General features: G+C 68.6%; 16 protein-coding genes. 13 read left to right on the top strand and 3 right to left on the bottom strand.

Annotated features, from left to right (window positions below):
- Positions 1-210: 210 nt before the first annotated feature.
- From cobI to DX923_RS01905, 5 genes are read left to right on the top strand one after another with little or no spacing between them, the layout of a single operon-like run.
- Positions 211-990: a precorrin-2 C(20)-methyltransferase gene (gene cobI / locus DX923_RS01885; RefSeq protein WP_116112292.1), complete on the top strand. Its 780-nt coding sequence runs from the start codon at positions 211-213 to the stop codon at positions 988-990.
- A complete protein-coding gene (cobM, locus tag DX923_RS01890; RefSeq protein WP_116112293.1) occupies positions 987-1,892 on the top strand; it encodes a precorrin-4 C(11)-methyltransferase in 906 nt (301 codons plus the stop codon). Before cobI ends, cobM begins: the two co-directional genes overlap by 4 nt.
- Positions 1,889-3,025 (top strand): precorrin-6y C5,15-methyltransferase (decarboxylating) subunit CbiE, encoded by a 1,137-nt coding sequence (gene cbiE, locus DX923_RS16455; protein ID WP_205413087.1) that lies wholly within the window; start codon positions 1,889-1,891, stop codon positions 3,023-3,025. The genes cobM and cbiE overlap by 4 nt, the downstream gene beginning before the upstream one ends.
- On the top strand, positions 3,022-4,920 hold the full coding sequence (gene cobJ / locus DX923_RS01900) for a precorrin-3B C(17)-methyltransferase (protein WP_116112295.1): 1,899 nt from the start codon (positions 3,022-3,024) through the stop codon (positions 4,918-4,920). Before cbiE ends, cobJ begins: the two co-directional genes overlap by 4 nt.
- Positions 4,913-6,163: a CbiX/SirB N-terminal domain-containing protein gene (locus DX923_RS01905; RefSeq protein WP_116112297.1), complete on the top strand. Its 1,251-nt coding sequence runs from the start codon at positions 4,913-4,915 to the stop codon at positions 6,161-6,163. Before cobJ ends, DX923_RS01905 begins: the two co-directional genes overlap by 8 nt.
- 87 nt (positions 6,164-6,250) lie before the next feature.
- On the opposite strand, the gene DX923_RS01910 is transcribed toward DX923_RS01905, so the two are convergent.
- Complete coding sequence (locus DX923_RS01910) at positions 6,251-6,910, bottom strand: precorrin-8X methylmutase (RefSeq protein ID WP_116112298.1); 660 nt, start codon at positions 6,908-6,910, stop codon at positions 6,251-6,253.
- Between the two features lie 482 nt (positions 6,911-7,392).
- The gene (locus DX923_RS01920; protein ID WP_240322701.1) at positions 7,393-7,992 is read right to left on the bottom strand and encodes a CGNR zinc finger domain-containing protein; all 600 of its coding nucleotides are present in this window, start codon (positions 7,990-7,992) and stop codon (positions 7,393-7,395) included.
- Between the two features lie 262 nt (positions 7,993-8,254).
- Here DX923_RS01920 and DX923_RS01925 point away from each other — a divergent pair, with 262 nt between their 5' ends.
- The 8 genes from DX923_RS01925 (at position 8,255) to DX923_RS01960 (ending at position 16,577) form a co-directional block, all read left to right on the top strand.
- A complete protein-coding gene (locus DX923_RS01925; protein ID WP_116112301.1) occupies positions 8,255-8,950 on the top strand; it encodes an energy-coupling factor ABC transporter permease in 696 nt (231 codons plus the stop codon).
- The gene (locus tag DX923_RS01930) at positions 8,943-9,311 is read left to right on the top strand and encodes an energy-coupling factor ABC transporter substrate-binding protein (RefSeq protein ID WP_116112303.1); all 369 of its coding nucleotides are present in this window, start codon (positions 8,943-8,945) and stop codon (positions 9,309-9,311) included. The genes DX923_RS01925 and DX923_RS01930 overlap by 8 nt, the downstream gene beginning before the upstream one ends.
- Positions 9,312-10,151, top strand: coding sequence for a cobalt ECF transporter T component CbiQ (cbiQ, locus tag DX923_RS01935; protein ID WP_205413088.1), 840 nt, complete (start codon positions 9,312-9,314; stop codon positions 10,149-10,151).
- Positions 10,130-10,969 carry an energy-coupling factor ABC transporter ATP-binding protein gene (locus tag DX923_RS01940; RefSeq protein WP_240322702.1) on the top strand — a complete coding sequence of 280 codons (840 nt, stop codon included), beginning with the start codon at positions 10,130-10,132 and terminating at the stop codon, positions 10,967-10,969. Before cbiQ ends, DX923_RS01940 begins: the two co-directional genes overlap by 22 nt.
- On the top strand, positions 10,966-13,551 hold the full coding sequence (locus DX923_RS01945) for a cobyrinate a,c-diamide synthase (protein ID WP_116112305.1): 2,586 nt from the start codon (positions 10,966-10,968) through the stop codon (positions 13,549-13,551). Before DX923_RS01940 ends, DX923_RS01945 begins: the two co-directional genes overlap by 4 nt.
- A 109-nt stretch (positions 13,552-13,660) precedes the next feature.
- Positions 13,661-14,725, top strand: a complete 1,065-nt coding sequence (locus tag DX923_RS01950; RefSeq protein WP_116112307.1) for a FecCD family ABC transporter permease — start codon at positions 13,661-13,663, stop codon at positions 14,723-14,725.
- Positions 14,722-15,537 (top strand): ABC transporter ATP-binding protein, encoded by an 816-nt coding sequence (locus tag DX923_RS01955; protein WP_116112308.1) that lies wholly within the window; start codon positions 14,722-14,724, stop codon positions 15,535-15,537. Before DX923_RS01950 ends, DX923_RS01955 begins: the two co-directional genes overlap by 4 nt.
- 41 nt (positions 15,538-15,578) lie before the next feature.
- Positions 15,579-16,577, top strand: a complete 999-nt coding sequence (locus tag DX923_RS01960; RefSeq protein ID WP_116112310.1) for an ABC transporter substrate-binding protein — start codon at positions 15,579-15,581, stop codon at positions 16,575-16,577.
- Between the two features lie 103 nt (positions 16,578-16,680).
- Here the strand turns inward: DX923_RS01960 and DX923_RS01965 are convergent, their stop codons facing one another.
- Entirely contained in the window at positions 16,681-17,382 is a 702-nt protein-coding gene (locus DX923_RS01965; RefSeq protein WP_116112312.1) for a CPBP family intramembrane glutamic endopeptidase, read from the bottom strand.
- Positions 17,383-17,445 lie beyond the last annotated feature (63 nt).

Genomic DNA, 17,445 nt, shown 5'->3' on the forward strand with positions numbered 1-17,445 from the left:
GACCCGGTACAGGCGCCCGATGACATGCGAAAATGGCCGGAGCGTGCGGAACGGAGGAACACCGGTGCAGCACTCGGCCAACCGGCCCAGGCGCCACTCCGGGGCGGTCCCGCCACTGTGACCGGCTGACGCGATCAATGTCTCCCGCCGGAAGCCAGGAACTCCACCGAACGCGGCATGTCATTCGGGCGGTAGACCTGAGGAGGCCAGGTGGACGGCGCGACGCCGCAGACGGCAGCACACCCACGTCGACAACTGATCGGCATCGGCGTCGGCCCCGGCGACCCCGAACTCGTCACCCTCAAAGCCGTACGCGCACTCGAAGACGCTGACGTCATCCTGGTCCCCGCCACCGAAGCCTCCCGCGGAAACGCAGGCCGCGCCGAACAGATCGTCCTCGCCTGCTGCCCACAGACAGCACCCGCGATCCGCCGCATCCCCTTCACCATGGCCGACCGCAGCGGAGTCACCGACCGGCGCCGAGAAGCCTGGGAAACCTCCGCCCAAGCGGCACTGGACGCCTACGCCGAAGGCGCATCCACCGTCGTCTTCGCCACCGTCGGCGACCCCAACGTCTACTCGACCTTCTCCTATCTCGCCGAGCACGTCATCGCCGCCCAACCCGACGTCCAGGTCCAGGTCGTCCCCGGCATCACCGCCATGCAAGCCCTCGCCGCCAGCGCCGGGACCCCCCTCGTCGAAGGCACCGAGGTACTCGCGCTCGTACCCATCACCGCAGGTGCCGAAAAGTACCGGCAAGCACTCGAATTCGCCGACACCGTGGTCGCCTACAAAGGTGGACGCCAACTGCCGCAGATGCTGCGTCATCTCACCGACACCGGTCGCACCGCCCACACCGTCATCGGGGAAAACATCGGCCTCGACCGCGAAAAGATCACCCCGGTAAGCGAACTCACCGAGAACACAGTCCCCTACTTCTCGACGGCACTCACCACCCCCACCCGCACCGAGATCGGAGGACGACTGTGACCACCGACGAAACCGCCACACCGGACACGAACCCCTCGGACCAGGACACCCGCACCGGCAAAGTCGTCTTCGTCGGCGCAGGCCCCGGCGCAGCCGACCTGATCACCGTCCGCGGCGCCCGCATCATCGCCGAAGCCGACATCGTCATCTGGGCGTCCAGCCTCGTCCACCCCGGCATCATCGCCGCCGCCCGTCCCGACGCCCTCGTCATCGACTCCGCCTCCGCCTCCCTCGAAGACCTCGAACCACTCCTGATCCGCGCCCGCGACGAAGGCCTCCTCGTCGCCCGCGTCCACACCGGCGACCCCTCCATCTACGGGGCCACCGCCGAACAACGCGACCAATGCAACCTGCTCGGCCTCACCCACGAAACGATCCCCGGCATCTCCGCCTACTCGGCGACCGCCGCCCGCACCGACAACGAGATCACCGTCCCCGAAATCAGCCAGTCCTTCGTGCTCACCCGACTCGAAGGAGGCCGCACCCCGATGCCGCCCCGCGAAACCGTCCGTGGCTTCGCCACCCACGGCACCACCATGGCGCTCTACCTCTCCGCCGCCCGGCACCGGCAACTCCAGGACGAACTTCTCGCCGGCGGATATCCCTCCGACACCCCCTGCCTCATCGGCTACCGGGTGACCTGGGAAGACGAACTGATCATGCGCTGCCGACTCGACGAACTCTCCGCGACCATGCACGAACACCACCTCTGGAAACACACCATCGTGCTCGTCGGACCAGCCCTCGCCGAAGGACCCATCTCAGCGCGCAGCCACCTCTACCACCCCGGCTTCCGCCACGAATACCGCGCCGCCGACCCGGCCGCCCAGGACGAACTACACCGACACGGTGCCCTCGGCGTCGCCACCGACCCACAACACACAGCGGAGGAAACACGATGATCGAGGTCTACGGCTACCTCGGATCACCACCCGACGACGTCCGTCGCGCCTGCGCCGAAGCGACCCTCGTCGTCGCCGGAACCCGAGCCCTCGACAGCCTGAACGTCCCCGACGAACGGCGAGTCGTGCTCGGCCGGGTACTCCCCGCCATCGAGCGACTCATCGCCCACCAGGCCGACCCCGACGCCGGGCCCGCCGTCGTCCTCGCCAGCGGCGACCCCCTCTTCTACGGTGTCGTCCGACGCTTCCGCGCCGCCGGGCTGACCTGCCGGGTCCACCCCGGAACCTCCTCCATCGCCCACGCCTTCGCCGCCGTCGGACTGCCCTGGGACGACGCCCAAGTCGTCAGCGCCCACGGACACGGCATCGGCCCGGCACTGGCGGCCTGCCGGGCCCTGCCCAAAGTCGCCCTGCTCACCGCCCCCGGCCAAGGACTCTGCGAGATCGCCGCCGGACTCGCCGACCTCCCCCGCTGGTACGTCCTCGCCGAACGTCTCGGTGAGGACGACGAACGTGTCCGCACCTTCGACGGAACAGCAGCCCGCACGCTGACCGCAGAAGACATCGCCCAACCCAACGTCGTCCTCGTCCTCGACAGCACCCCGGACAGCCCGGACGCCCTCGGCAAACCGACCGCCTACGTCGGCGGTCCCCGCCCCGCCTCCGCCGCCCTCGACCGGCACCCCGAACGCGCCGGTGACACCGTGATGCCCGCCGCCGGGCCGACCCGCGACGGACTCAGCCTCATCTGGGGGAGACACCTCCCCGTCCTCGGAGAAACAGTCTGGTGCTCAAGCGGACTGGTTGGCCAGATCCGTGGGCTGGCCGCCCGCACCGGCGCCGCCGTCCTGGAACTGCCCACCGACACGGCCGAAGCACCCGCCCCCGCAGCCGGTGAAGCCGACCTCGTCGTCCTCGACGACCCCCGCCAGGTATCCCTGCTGACCGGACGCACGCCACGCCGACTGGTCCTCCTCGCCGACGAGAACACCGCCCAGGCCTGCGCCCACGCCCTCGACGACGCAGGCCTGCCCGGCGACGCCGTCGTCGAACACCTGGCCATCACCGGCGACGCCGGAAGCACCCGCCACGACTACCTGATCACCCTCGATCTGGAGCAGGAGCAGCAGTGAACCACCCCGATGCGCAGGACGCGCCCGGAGACAGCCCCCGCATCGGACAGATCGTGGGCAGCTCACCGGCCTCCCGCGCCCGCGCAGAAGAACTCGACCAGGCCCTCGGCAGAACCACCTGGTACGAAGGACCGGCCGCCGACGCCCTGCCCCGAGCCTGGCACGACTGCGACCTGATCGTCAGCCACCTGGCGCTGGGCGCGACCACGCGGATCATCGCGCCTCTCCTGCAGGACAAGAAAACTGACCCCGGCGTCGTCGTCATCGACGAAGCAGGCCGTTTCGCGGTCCCCCTGGTCGGCGGACACGCCGGAGGCGCCAACGAACTCGCCACCCGCATCGCCCGGGCACTCGACGGCACCCCCGTCGTCACCACCGCCACCGACTCCCTCGGCATTCCCGCCCTCGACACCCTCGGCTGGGCCTACCGCGGAGACGTCGCCGGAACCACCCGGGCCCTGCTCGACGGGAAAAACATTCGCCTGGAACGTGAACACCGCTGCCCGCTACCGCCCCTGCCGGGCAATGTGATCGACGCCAGTGCTCCTGCGACGACACCCGACCACGAAGCCGCATCCGACAGCGACGAGCCCGCCGCCCGGATCGTCGTCACCGACCGCGCCGCCGAACAGATCCTCGCCGAATCCGACCTGCCCACCGTCGTCCTCCACCCGCGCACCCTCGTCATCGGCATGGGCTGCAACTCCGGCACCGACGTCGACCACCTGGCCGGACTCCTCGAAAACACCCTCGCCGAAGCCGGACTCGCCCGTGAATCCGTCGCCGCACTGACCACCATCGACCTCAAAGCCGGCGAACTCGGCCTCATCCAACTCGCAGCCCGGCTCGGGCTCTCCCTCGAGCACCACCCCGCCGAAGAACTCGCCCACCAGGACGTCCCCACCCCCAGCACCGTCGTCGACGGGCACGTCGGCAGCCCCAGCGTCAGCGAAGCCTCCGTCCTCGCCCGCGGCGCCGACCTCGTCGTCCCCAAACACAAAACCACCGACGCCACCTGCGCCATCGGACGACTGCCCGCACGCGGACGGCTCTGGGTCGTCGGGCTCGGCCCCGGAGTACGAGACCTACTCACCCCCCGCGCCGTCGCCGCCATCCGAGAAGCCACCTTCGTCGTCGGCTACGCCCCGTACGTCCGCCAGATCCGCGACCTGGTCCGACCCGGCGTGGAGATCTACGCCAGCAAGATGGGCACCGAACAAGCCCGCACCTCAGCCGCCATCGACCGTGCCCGCGCCGGAGAATCCGTCGCCCTGGTCTGCGGCGGCGACCCCGCCGTGTACGCCATGGCCAGCCCCGTCCTCGAACAAGGCACCGACGGGATCGACGTCCACATCGTCCCCGGAGTCACCGCAGGCCTGGCCGCCTCCGCGATCCTCGGCGCGCCGCTGGGCCACGACCACGCCATCATCTCCCTGTCCGACCTGCACACCACGTGGCAGGCCATCGAACGACGCGTGGTCGCCGCCGCCGAGGGCGACCTCATCGTCGCGCTCTACAACCCCCGCAGCCGAACCCGCACCTGGCAGCTGCCCCGCGTGCTCGAGATCATGGCCGACCACCGCCCCGCCGACACCCCCGTCGCCGTCGTCATGCAAGCCGAACGGGCACGGCAACGAGTGATCATGAGCACCCTCGCCGACTTCACCCCCGACGACGTCGACATGAACTCCCTGGTCATCATCGGGTCCAGCACCACCACCTATGTGACCTCGGGCGGCGGAGAGAAACGCATCGTGACCCCCCGCGACTACTCGTGGATGCCGGAGACCACGACCCAGCAGAACCCGCCCACAGGCACCCCGGAGACGACCGACCCCACCACGCCGGCCGCACCTGTGCGCGAACCATCCGCCGAGGAAGACCGCCATGAATGAACCAGCCGCCGGCGCGCTGCCGCTGGTGCTCGCCGCCCACGGGACCCGCGACCCCGAAGGCGTCGCCACCTGCCGATCCTTCGTCGACCGGGTACGACGTCACCTGCCCGGCGTCCACGTCGAAGAAGGGTACGTCGAACTGGTCGAACCGCCCATCGCCGACGCCCTCGCCGACGTGCTCGCCGCTCGGAAGGGGGACGCCGAAGACCCCCGTGCCGTCGTCGTCCCCCTGATGGTCGGCACCGGATGCCATGTGCAACAAGACATCCCCGAGGCCATCGCCGAAGGGACCTCCCGGGTTCCAGGAGGCCACGCCGCCTACGGCCGACCGCTCGGCCACGACCCGCGACTCCTCGGCGTACTACGCCGCCGCCTCGTCGAGGCCGCCGGTGACTGGGCGGTCGACGGCACCGCTGTCGTCCTGCTGGGGCGCGGGACGAAAGTGCCCCAGGCGAACGCCGACCATGCCGCACTGGCCAGGCTCCTGTGGGAGGACACCGGCGCGGCGACCGTGCTGCCCGCGTACATCCAAGTCACCCATCCGTCGCTGCCCGAAGCCTTGGACCAGTTGGCTGTGCTAGGGCACCGCCGGATCGTCGTCGTACCGAACTTCCTGTTCCCGGGGATGCTGCGCACCTGGACCCACCAGCAGTCGGCCGCGTGGAGGCAAGCGCACCCCGAGGTGACCGTTCGGGTCGGTGAAGTGATCGGCGACTGCGACGAACTCGCGGAGGTCGTCGCTGATCGCTATTACGAGGTCGCTCACGAGTGCGGCACCACCGCCACCGGTGACGCCCCGGTCTATCTGGCCGGGCTGCGGTTGAACGGGCGTACCGTCCTGGTCGTCGGCGGCGGACGGGTCGCCGAACGCCGGGTGCCTCGTCTGATCGAAGCCGGTGCTCGGGTACGGATCGTTTCCCCCGAGCTGACCACCCGACTGTCGCGATTACGCCGAGACTGTGGCCAAATTGATTGGCAACAAAGGTTTTTCGTAGATTCCGATGTGGATGGCGCATGGTATGTCCTGGCCTGCACCGACGACCCGACAATCAACGAACGGGTCGTCGACCTCGCCGGCCGGACACAGACCTTCTGCGTCCGTGCCGACGCCGCCCGATGCGGCACCGCCTGGACCCCCGCAGTAGAACGCGCCGGAGGACTCGCCGTCGCCGTCGTCGGCGACCGTGACCCGCGCCGCTCCGCCCAGGTCCGCGACGCCCTCCTCCGCGCACTGCACGAATAACCTGAACCGACGAGCCGGTGCCCGGCCGGACAGGACCCGGGCGGGCACCGGCTCGGCAACCACCAGACCGTTCGAGAAAGCGACCGGTCAGCGCTCCGAATCCGAAGCCGCCGCATTCACCGCCGCAACCGTCACCGCCGAACCACCCCGTCGGCCCTGCACCACCAGGTGCTCCAAACCCAACTCGCTCTCCACCAGCGCCTGCTTCGACTCGGCCGCACCCACGAAACCCACCGGGATCCCGAAGACCGCAGCAGGACGGGCCGACGTTTCGTGGAGGCCCTCCAACAGGTGGAAGAGCGCCGTCGGTGCATTCCCGATGGCGACGAGCGCGCCGTCGAGCAGCCCCCGCTCCACCCACCACTCCACCGCACGAGCCGTTTTCGTGGTGCCTCGTTCGCGGGCCTCCTCGGCAAGCCCCGGCTCACCCAACAGGCAGATGACGTCATTGTCGCGGGGGAGCCTGGACCGGATGATCCCGGTAGCGACCATCGTCGAATCACACAGGATCGGGGCACCGTCGAGCAATGCCGACCTGGCTGCCGCCGCGACCCCCGCGGAGAAAGCGACCTCGTCGGCGATCGACGGGTCACCAGCGGCATGACACATGCGCACCACCAGCGGCTCGACATCGGCAGGGAAACGGGACAGGTCTGCCTCGGCGCGGATGATCCGGAAGGACTCGTCATAGATGTCGGCGCCCAGGTGACGGTAGTCGTAACGAGGTACCTGCTGTGACGGCTGCATGGTGGGGCTGCCTCCTGGGCCGATGAGGGGATGCGCTTTCCGCCCAGTCTGCCAGCGCCCCCAACGATCCGGACAGGGACATCCGGCCTCGTCCTGCCCTGGATCGGGGCGTGGATCGGGGCGTGGACCGGGGTTTGGTTCGGGGTGTGGACCGGGGCGTGGATCGGGGCGTAGATCGGGGCGTAGATCGGGGTGTGGATCGGAACCTGGGCACCGTACTCGGTGCTCAGGTTCCGGTTGATGGGGGAGATCAGCGGGAAACCTTGGAACAACCTTGACCTGAGCACCGAGTACGGTGCCCAGGTTCCGAGAAGGGTGGGGAAGAGGGTGAAGAAGAGGTGGGGAAGAGGGCGCAGGAGGGAACGGGAGAGAAAGGGGTGAGGAAGAGGGTGCAGGAGGGAAGAGGGTGAGGAAGAGGGTGCAGGAGGGAAGAGGGTGAGGAAGAGGGTGCAGGAGGGAAGAGGGTGCAGGAAGGAAGAGGGTTACTCAGGACGCCGGGCGAACTCGGCCCGACGGCGACGCCGCGCCGCTGAATTGACCCGGCTCTGACAGCGAGTCGAACAGAAACGCCGATGAGCGCTCCGTGAGGCATCCAAATAGACCCGGTCACACAGCGGAGCCGAACACACCCCGAGCCGACCACCCAGATCGCCGTCCACCGCCATCGCCAGACCCGCCGCGATCCCCGCCACCCAACTCCGCCCGAACGAACCGTCCGGGCCACGGAAATACAAACCGTGACCACCACCGGACGTCGGATACAGACACGGACGGACATCACTGTCGACCAACATCCGATTGACCGTGCCCACCGCGGTCTCCTCGTCCCCCGCCTCCAAAGCCTCGAAGACCGTACGAGCCTGCGCCGCACATGCCGCGATCAGCCGGGCATCGTGCAACGAAGGCCGGGTCGCATAGTCCGGACGACGCAGCGCCTCCACGATCGCGTCGGCCAGAGCCATCCCGCTGGGTGCCTCGAAAGGATGCCCGCCGGCATGCCCAGGCGTCAGCGCATTCACCAGAGCGACAGCGGCGTCGGTGAGCCGATCGACATGGCTGTGGAAGCACATGAGCTCGTTCACCCGGCCTTTCCCCTGCGGCACTGCTGCCTGGGAAGCGTACGACGAGCACACACCCGCCGGTGCAGAGGACCGAGGACCCGGGCCGAAAATGCCCGAATATGCCACGATGCGTATATCTGATCGTTCATCTCGGAGGAAGCCGGGCGAAGCCGGCACGGTCGCGCCACTGTGAACACCGCATCGACGCGGTGGAAGTCAGGAACTCCGGAAGAACGAGAAACCGACGATCGAGACGCGTCATCTCGAGAGGAGATATCTGCTCATGCACATCGCCGAGGGATTCCTCCCTCCACTCCACTGCGCACTGTGGGCGTTGACCTCCGCGCCCTTCGTGGTCCACGGAGCCAGAGCCGTGGTCGCCGAATCCCGCGAAAACCCCGAGAACCGGCTGCTGCTGGCTGCTGCGGGAGCCTTCACCCTGGTGCTCTCCGCCATCAAACTGCCCTCGGTGACCGGCAGCTCCTCCCATCCCACCGGCACAGGACTGGGCGCAGTGATCTTCCGCCCACCGGTCATGGCCTTCCTCGGCGGGGTAGTCCTGCTCTTCCAAGCGTTGCTCCTCGCCCACGGCGGGCTGACGACACTCGGCGCGAACATCTTCTCGATGGCGATCATCGGCCCCTGGTGCGGATACGCCTGCTTCGTCGCGGCCCGCCGCCTGCGCCTGCCCGCAGAAATCGGCGTCTTCGTGGCGATGGCGGTCGCGAACCTGGCGACCTATGTGACGACCAGCCTGCAGCTGGCCCTCGCCTACCCCGACGCATCTGGTGGGTTCATTGGAGCAGCAGTGAAATTCCTTGGAGTATTCGCGCTGACCCAGATACCGCTCGCCCTCGTCGAAGGCTTCCTCGGCATCGCGGTCTTCCGGTTCCTCACCCGAGTCGCCGCCCCCGAACTGGCCCGGCGAGGACTGCACACATCCGACAGCGCACCGGAACCGGAGGCCTCCCATGTCTGAACGCCCCCGCCGCGCGCCGCGCCGAACCCCCTGGGTGAGCGCCTGCTGCCTCCTGGCCGCCGTGGCCCTGGCCGTCCTGTCCTGGTCGTTGGCGCCCCGCCCGAAAGACGACGGAGAAGAAGCCTTCGGCGGGACGGACGCCGCAGTCAGCGCCATGTTGGAGAAGGACGGCGCCCAACGGTGGTTCGAGCCACTCTTCGAGCCCGGCAGCGGTGAAGTCGAATCGGGTCTCTTCGCTGCCCAGGCCGCACTGGGCGGGCTGATCTTCGGGTACGCGGTCGGTAGGCTGCACGGGCGTCGCGGAGCTCACGAAACCCGCTCGGAGACCGGACCGGCTGCGGCATCGACAGGCCGACCCTGAGTGTCCATCCGTCTGACCTCCCTCGATGACGCCGCGTGGACCAGCCCGTGGCGTCATCGCGCCGTCCGGGACAAAGCTCTGCTGAGCGCCGGACTGATCGGAACAGCTTTGTTCGCGCCGGTGTTGCCCGGCGGTGTTCTCGCTGCGCTGGCCTCCACGGCGGTCCTGGTCGGCCCGGCCCGGGTGCCCGGACGTCTGTTCGTCGAAGCGATGGTGGTTCCGGTGCTCTTCACCGTGCTGGGTGCCGTGCCGGTGGCGGTGGCTGTCGGACCCTCGACCGCCGACGCCTGGTGGTCCTGGGGCGCGCTGTCGGTCGGTCCGGACGGTGCAGCGCGGGCCGTCGCCCTGGTCGTCCACGGCGTCGCCGGAGCTGCTGCGGTCATGGTCTTGGCGACCACGACTCCCGTGGTCGACCTGGTCACCGCAAGTCGCCGCCTGCGGGTGCCCGAGGCCTGCTTGGACGTGGCAGCGTTGATCTACCGGTGGTGTTTCGTTCTGCTCGACACCGTGGTCACCGTGCGTGAAGCCCAGGCAGGACGGCTCGGGACGGCGCCGGTGGGGCGTCCTGGCCGGTCGGTCTGGCAGGGGCGGATGGAGACGACAGGGGCGCTGGTCGGTGTGGTCCTGGTGCGTTCCTGGGCGCGGGCGGCCAGGCTGTCCGACGGTTTGGCCGGGCGAGGCTACGACGGTGATCTGATCACCCTTCCCCGGCAGCGGGAGAGCTCACCGTTCTTCCTCGCCGCCACAGTAGCCGGTCTGCTCATGATCTGGGCAGTCACCGCCTTGTGGACGTGGTACGGGCTCGGGGAGCACGCCTGGTGGGCGGGGGTATCCCGGTGACTTCTGCTGTGGTAACCGTGCACGGCCTCGTCGCCGGGCACCCAGGCGCTGAACCGGTGCTGCGCGGCTTGGACCTTCATGTCCCCGCAGGTCGACGGCTTGTGCTGCTCGGTGCCAATGGTTCGGGGAAGACCACCTTGTTGCGTTGCCTCTCCGGGGCGCACCGGCCCACATCCGGACGGATCGTTGCCGGTCACCGTACGTTGACCTACGACCGGGCAGGGTTACGCACCCATCGCACCGAGGTGCAGCTGGTCCTGCAGGACCCGGACGATCAGTTGTTCTCCGCAGACGTCGCCCAGGACGTCTCCTTCGGCCCGATGAACCTCGGCCTGCCCGTCGAGGAGGTCCGTACCCGCGTTGACGAAGCCCTCGCCCTGGTCGGGGCCTCGCATCTCGCGGAACGTCCTACGCATCAGCTGTCCTACGGGGAACGTAAACGGGTGGCCACGGCCGGTGCGGTGGCCATGCGACCCCGGGTGCTTCTGCTGGACGAGCCGACGGCCGGGTTGGATCCGGCCGGGACCGCCGCGATGCTCACCGCACTGGAACGTCTCGAAGCAGCCGGGACGACGGTCGCCCTGTCCACCCATGACGTCGATTTGGCCTTGTCCTGGGCCGATGACGCCGCCGTGGTGCACTCGGGAACGGTGACCTCGGGGCCGGTCACCGAGCTGTTGGACGATGCGGCATTGTTGGGACGTGCCGGTCTGGCGCGGCCCTGGCCCTTGGAACTGGCGCGCAGGGTGGGCCTGCCGGGGCGTCCGCGCACGCTCGAGGCCGTCGCGCAGGCCTGGACCGCTCAGGAGAGAACATGACCGAAGCCGTCACCCTTCCACGTCTGGTGATCGCGGCTCCGGCCTCCGGCCACGGCAAGACCACGGTCACCATCGGGGTGATGGCGGCGCTGCGCCGGCGCGGTCTGGAGGTGGCCCCGGCGAAGGTGGGCCCCGACTACATCGATCCCGGCTACCACTCGTTGGCCGCTGGACGGCCAGGCCGGAACCTCGACCCTTTCCTCGTCGGTGAGGAACTCGTCACCCCGCTGCTGCTCCACGGCGCGCGCACCCCGAAACCCTGCGATGTCGCCGTCATCGAAGGAGTCATGGGTTTGTACGACGGCCGCCTGGGCACTGCGGGTTTCGCGTCGACGGCGCATGTAGCGGCCTTGACCGACAGCCCGGTGGTCCTCGTCGTCGACGTCCGTCACGTGTCTCGCACCGTCGGCGCGGTCGTCCAGGGGCTGGCATCCTTCGACCCGTCGGTCACGGTGGCGGGGGTCATCCTCAACCAGGTGGGTTCGCCTCGGCACGAGGCCGAGATCAGACGGGTCCTCGACGAGATCGGGATGCCGGTCGTCGGCGCGCTGCCTCGCGACCGGAAGATCGAATCCCCTTCCCGCCACCTGGGGTTGGTCCCTGCTGAGGAACGGCCGGAATCCTCGGCCGTGCTGGAAGCGCTCGCCGACCATGTCGTCGACCGGGTCGATCTGGATCTTCTGCTCGACTTGGCCCGTTCGGCGCCACCGCTGCCCGGACCGGCCTGGGATCCGGTCGCAGCCCTGTCCGCGGACGAGACCTCCCTGGTCGCGGACGTTCAGTCCGGTGCCGGGCCGGGTGCCGCCGGATCAGATGCCGAACGTCCGGTGGTCGCGGTCGCCGGAGGCCGGGCCTTCACCTTCCGGTACGCGGAGACCACTGAGCTGCTCGCCGCCGCAGGATGTACGCCGGTCGTCTTCGACCCGTTGCGTGACCCGAGCCTGCCTGAAGGCACCCGGGGGCTCTACCTGGGTGGGGGATTCCCGGAGGTTCATGCTGCCGAACTCACCGCCAATGAGGCTCTGCGGGCGCAGATCGCCGATGCCGTGGTGGCGGGGATGCCGACGGTCGCCGAGTGCGCGGGGCTGCTCTACCTGTGCCGGACGGTCGACGGCGTGCCCATGACAGGGGCTTTGCCGGTGGAGGCGGCGATGGCGCCTCGTTTGACGATGGGTTATCGGCGGGGGGTGGCTCCAGCGGATCTGCTGGTCGCCGCGCAGGGGGAGGAGGTCGCCGGACATGAGTTCCACCGCACGCAGGTATGTCTTCCCGAGGGCGGTCTGGGCTCCGGGGCGTGGTCGGCGGCTTGGGAACTGGACGGACGGGAGGACGGGGTGTCGGCCGACCCTGCGGGGACGGGGCGGCCAACGGTCCACGCCAGTTATCTGCACACCCATTGGGCGGGATGTCCACGCTCGGTGCGGAATTTCGCGGCGGCGGTGCGGGCCTTCGAACCGGCGGCAGGCGCGCAGATCGGGCTGCTTGCGGGGGCCGGCGCAGAGGCTGCCTCGCAGGATGTCGTGTCGGTGGCTGTGGCCTCGGCCGGAGCAGTGGACCTGCACCATCACGGGGACGACGATCTTGCACCGGGGCTGGTCGATCTGGCGGTGAACGTCCGCCCGGCACGTACCCCGGACGTCTTGGTGCAGGCGGTGGTCGAGGATGCCGACTGGGCGGCCTATCCGGATGTGCGGCCGTTGCGGGAGGCCTTGGCGGCGCATCACGGGGTGCCGGTGGAGTCGGTGCTGCCCACGGCTGGTGGTGCGGAGGCTTTTACGTTGGTGGCGCGGGCCGTCGCCGCGTCGATGCCGGTGGTGGTGCATCCTCAGTTCACCGAGCCGGAGGCTGCTTTGACCGCGGCGGGGCGGCGGGTGCGCCGTCACGTGTTGACCGCAGGTCATGGTTTCCGTCTGGACCCGGGGGCGATCGCCGATGATGCGGACCTGGTGGTGGTCGGTAATCCCACGAATCCGACATCGGTCCTGCATCCGGCGTCGGTCCTGGATGCGCTGCGTCGGCCCGGCCGGGTCCTGGTGGTGGACGAGGCCTTCATGGATGCGGTGCCGGGGGAGCCGGAGTCGTTGATCCGGCCGGGTGATCTGGCCGGGGTGCTGGTGTTGCGGTCGTTGACGAAGACGTGGGGGATCGCAGGCCTTCGGGCGGGCTACGTGGTGGGCGATCCGGAGTTGGTGGCCGGGCTGGCGGCCCAGCAGCCGCCGTGGTCGGTGTCGACCCCGGCGATCCGGGCGGGGCTGGCGACGTTGACCGCGTCGGCGCAGCAGGTTGCTGCTGAGGATGCGCGTCGTCTTCCGGTGGAGCGGGACGATCTGGTGGCGCGCCTGCGCGCGGTCGGTGCTGAGGTGGTCACTCCTGCGCAGGGTCCGTTCGTCCTGGTGGATACGTCGGCCTGGGGTTCGGGTTCGGTGAGGGAGGCGTTGGCTGCTGAGGGTTTCGCTGTCCGTCGTGGGGAGACCTTCCCGGGGTTGGGGGAGTCGTGGATCCGGGTGGCGGTGCGGGATGCGGGGGTGCATGAGCGTTTTGTGGCTGCTGTGGCGCGGGTGCATTCCCGGGCGCGGGGGTGAATGCTTCCGGATCGGTGACGAGGTTTGAGAGTTCTTGATCTGTCGGGGATGACGGTGCGGGGTGGCCTTCACCTGAAAGTAATAATGATTCTCACTCTATGATGGGGCGGTGTCCTCGACCCGCCGCCTCACCCGCAGAGCCCACCTGCTGTCCGTGGTGCTCGCGCTCGCCATCCCCGTCCTGATCATCGTCTCCGGAGCGACCGGACCACTGAGGACCACCTTCACCGAAGCCGCCCAACTCGTCGCCGGACACCTCGTCCCCGGCCTGAGCTGGATGACCGACGGCAGCCTCAGCCCCGCGCAGGACCAAGCCGTCTGGAACTTCCGACTGCCCCGCACCCTCCTCGCCGGCGTCGTCGGAGCCTGCCTCGCCCTGGCCGGAGCGCTCCTGCAAGCCGTCGTCCGCAACCCCCTCGCCGAGCCCTATGTCCTCGGCGTCTCCTCCGGCGCCGGACTCGGGGCCGTCCTCGTCATCGTCTTCGGCAGCGCTGCTGTCGCCGGTCTCTCCCTGAGCGCCGCCGCCTTCGCCGGGGCCCTCCTGGCCACCGTCCTCGTCCACATCCTGGCCAGCCAGGACGGCATCATCAGCCCCCAGCGACTCATCCTCGCCGGAGTCGCGCTGGGCACTCTCCTCGCTGCCCTGACCAACTACCTCACCATCAGCACCGAAGCCCAGAACGTCTACAGCGTTCTCTACTTCACCCTCGGATCGGTCTCCGGAGCGAACTTCGAGAAAGTCATCTGGCCACTGATCGCCCTCGTCGCCGTCGCCCTCGTCGCCATCAGCCGCAGCCGCGTCCTCAACGCCATGCTCGTCGGCGATGAATCAGCCACATCCCTGGGCGTCGACGTCCAACGCACCCGGCGACTCACCCTGGCCGCCGCCGCCCTCCTCACCGGCACCTCCGTCGCCGTCGCCGGCGGTATCGGCTTCGTCGGCCTGGTCGTCCCCCACGTCACCCGGATCCTCGTCGGCTCCGACCACCGACGTACCCTCCCGGTCACCGTCCTGGCCGGAGCCGTCCTGCTCATGGTCTGCGACCTGCTGGCCCGCACCATCGCCGACCCCGTCGAGATCCCCATCGGCATCGTCACCGCCGTCCTCGGTGCGCCCTTCTTCCTGTGGATCATGCGCACCGCCGGAGCCGTCCGAGGAGGAATGAACCGATGATCCCCGCCACCATGAACATCCAGGGTGTCAGCGTCGATCTCGGCGGTCGCCGCATCGTCGACGACATCACCCTCGACATTCCTTCAGGACGCTGCCTCGGCCTGCTCGGCCCGAACGGATCCGGAAAATCCACCCTCATCCGGGCCGCCTGCGGCATGACCCGCCCCGCGGTCGGCCGGATCAATATCGACGGCACCGACATCGCCACCCTGCGCTCACGCGAACTCGCCAAGCTGGTCGCCGTCATGATCCAAGAACACAGCAGCGACTTCTCCATGCACGTCGAAGAAGTCGTCATGCTCGGACGCACCCCCCACCAGTCCGGCTTCGGAGCCGACTCCGACCAGGACCGGGACATCGTCGCCGAGGCCCTCGCCGACGTCGAGGCGACCCACCTGGCCAACCGGATCTTCAGCTCGCTCTCCGGCGGCGAGAAACAACGCGTCCTCCTCGCCCGTGCCTTCGCTCAACAGACCCCGCTGCTCATCCTCGACGAGCCCACCAACCACCTGGACGTCGGCTACCAGATCGACCTGCTCGAACGGGTCGCCGCGCGCGGGGTCACCGTGCTCGCCGCCCTGCACGACATGAACCTCGCCGCCCAGTACTGCGACATGCTCGCGCTCTTGGTCGACGGCTCGGTCGCCGCCCACGGAACCCCCGAGGACGTCCTCACCCCGGACACCCTCGACCCGGTCTTCCGCGTGACCACCCACCACGTCGTCCACCCCCGCACCGGCCGGACGGTCATCGCCGTCGACCGACCCGGGAAAACAGCTCCGATGGCCGCCTCCGGCGTCGGACCACGATGACCACGCACACTCCACTCTCCACCCCTCCTGAAAGGACCGTCATGGCCCTCGCCCGACCCCGTCCCGGCCTGCTGGCCGCACCGGCCGTCCTCGTTCTCCTCCTCGCCGGATGCGGGCAGGGCGTCGACAACGCCGGTACGAAATCCTCCTCGAACTCTGCCGCTTCCGTACAGAACTGCGGCAAGACGGTGAATCCGGCCAAGACCCCGGAGCGGATCGTCACGATGACCCCCGGGCTGACCGACCTCGTCGTGAAACTCGGTGCGGCCGACAAGATCGTCGGTGAGGCGCAGAACCGCGCCGGAAAGATCAGCGAAAGCATCACGAACGACAAAGCCCAACTGCTCAGCGACAGCAAACCACCGGCCCGGGAAAAGCTGATGTCGGTCAACCCCGACCTGGTCCTGGCGCCGACCTCCTACGAATTCAACGCCGAACAAGGCTTCGCCTCCCGGGACCAGTTGTCCCAGGCCGGGGCGAGCTCGTACATCTCCACCGGCGGCTGTACGACCCGGCGCGCCTCGGCGACGGTCACCGACACCTTGGAGGACATCAAGAACCTGGGCAAGCTGCTCGGCAAGGAGAAAGAAGCCAAAGAGCTGGCCGACCGGACGTCCGCCGATCTGGACACGGTCGACAAAGCCGTCGCAGGCAAGAAGAAGCCGACCGTCGTGCAGCTCTTCGTCGACGAGGGCAAGATCAGCGCGATCGGCGCCGGAGTCGAGTACGACATCATCAAACGGGCCGGTGGGGACAATCAGTTCACACCGACCGACGAAGAGTTCAAGAAGTTCTTCGCCGCCGCGATCTCCCCGGAGACCCTCCTGGCGAAGAATCCCGACGCCATCGTCTTCGCGACGCAGACCCCCGAGCTGGGTGCGAAGGCCCGTGACTACCTGGTCGCCACCTTCCCGCAGGTGACCGCGGTCAAGGAGAACCGCCTGGTCAACCTGAAATCCACCGATGTGATGCCCGGTGTGCTGGGGAACGTCGACGCGGTCAAAGCCGTCGCGAAGGGCCTGTACCCTGACGCCCTGTGACCCGGACGTCGAAGAGCGGTGGGGGCCGCGACCGTTCACGGTCGCGGCCCCCACCGCTCTTCGACTGCTGTCCCGGCAACCACTCGGTGGTGCCGGAAAGGGGTCAGGAACCCAAGGAGAAGGCCATCATGTCCCAGCCGGCGTGAGCGGCGGCCCCGGGCCAGAGTTTCCGGGTGCTTCGGCGCAGGAAGTAGAACAGGCTTCCCAGCAGGGCGCTTGCGAAGAACTGGATGATCACCGTGCCGATCGGTACCCCGATGAAGGCATTGGGCAGATGCCAGGAACCGAAGAGCAGGCAGCTGAAGAGCGCGGTGTGCAATTCGCTGAAACCGCCACGGCGCATCTCGTCGATGACGAAGCCCCGGCAGACGAGCTCTTCGACGTATCCGACGGCGCAGAGTGTCACCACAGCGGCCAGGGCCAAGGGGGCCTTGCCCTGGAAGATATTGCCGATCTGGAAGAAGACTCCGGCGACCGCACCGACCACGGGGATGACAGCGAGCCCGTACATCCACTTCGGGGCCTGGGGAACGCTGGTGGGTTCACGCCACAGCCGGTGGAAAGTGCCCCGGCGGAGGAGGAAGTAGGTCGCGATGATGCTGATGGTGATCATCGGGATGCCGAGCCGCAGGATGAAGAGTCGTGCGTCCTTACCGGCTTCCTCATAGGTGCCCGGAGCGAAAAGGCTGAAGAACAAGGAGACCGCGATCCAGGTGAGGCACAGCCCCATGGTGATCAGGGCGACCTTCAGCGGGGGGTACGGCGCTGGCGTGCGTTGCTCGGTGCGATAGGAGGGGATGGTCATGAGGTCTGTCCTGAAGGTCGTTGTGGGTGTGGGAATGTCCGTCCGAGTGCGGGGAAGTCCGGA

It is taken from the genome of Austwickia chelonae, from assembly GCF_003391095.1.
Classification (GTDB): domain Bacteria; phylum Actinomycetota; class Actinomycetes; order Actinomycetales; family Dermatophilaceae; genus Austwickia; species Austwickia chelonae_A.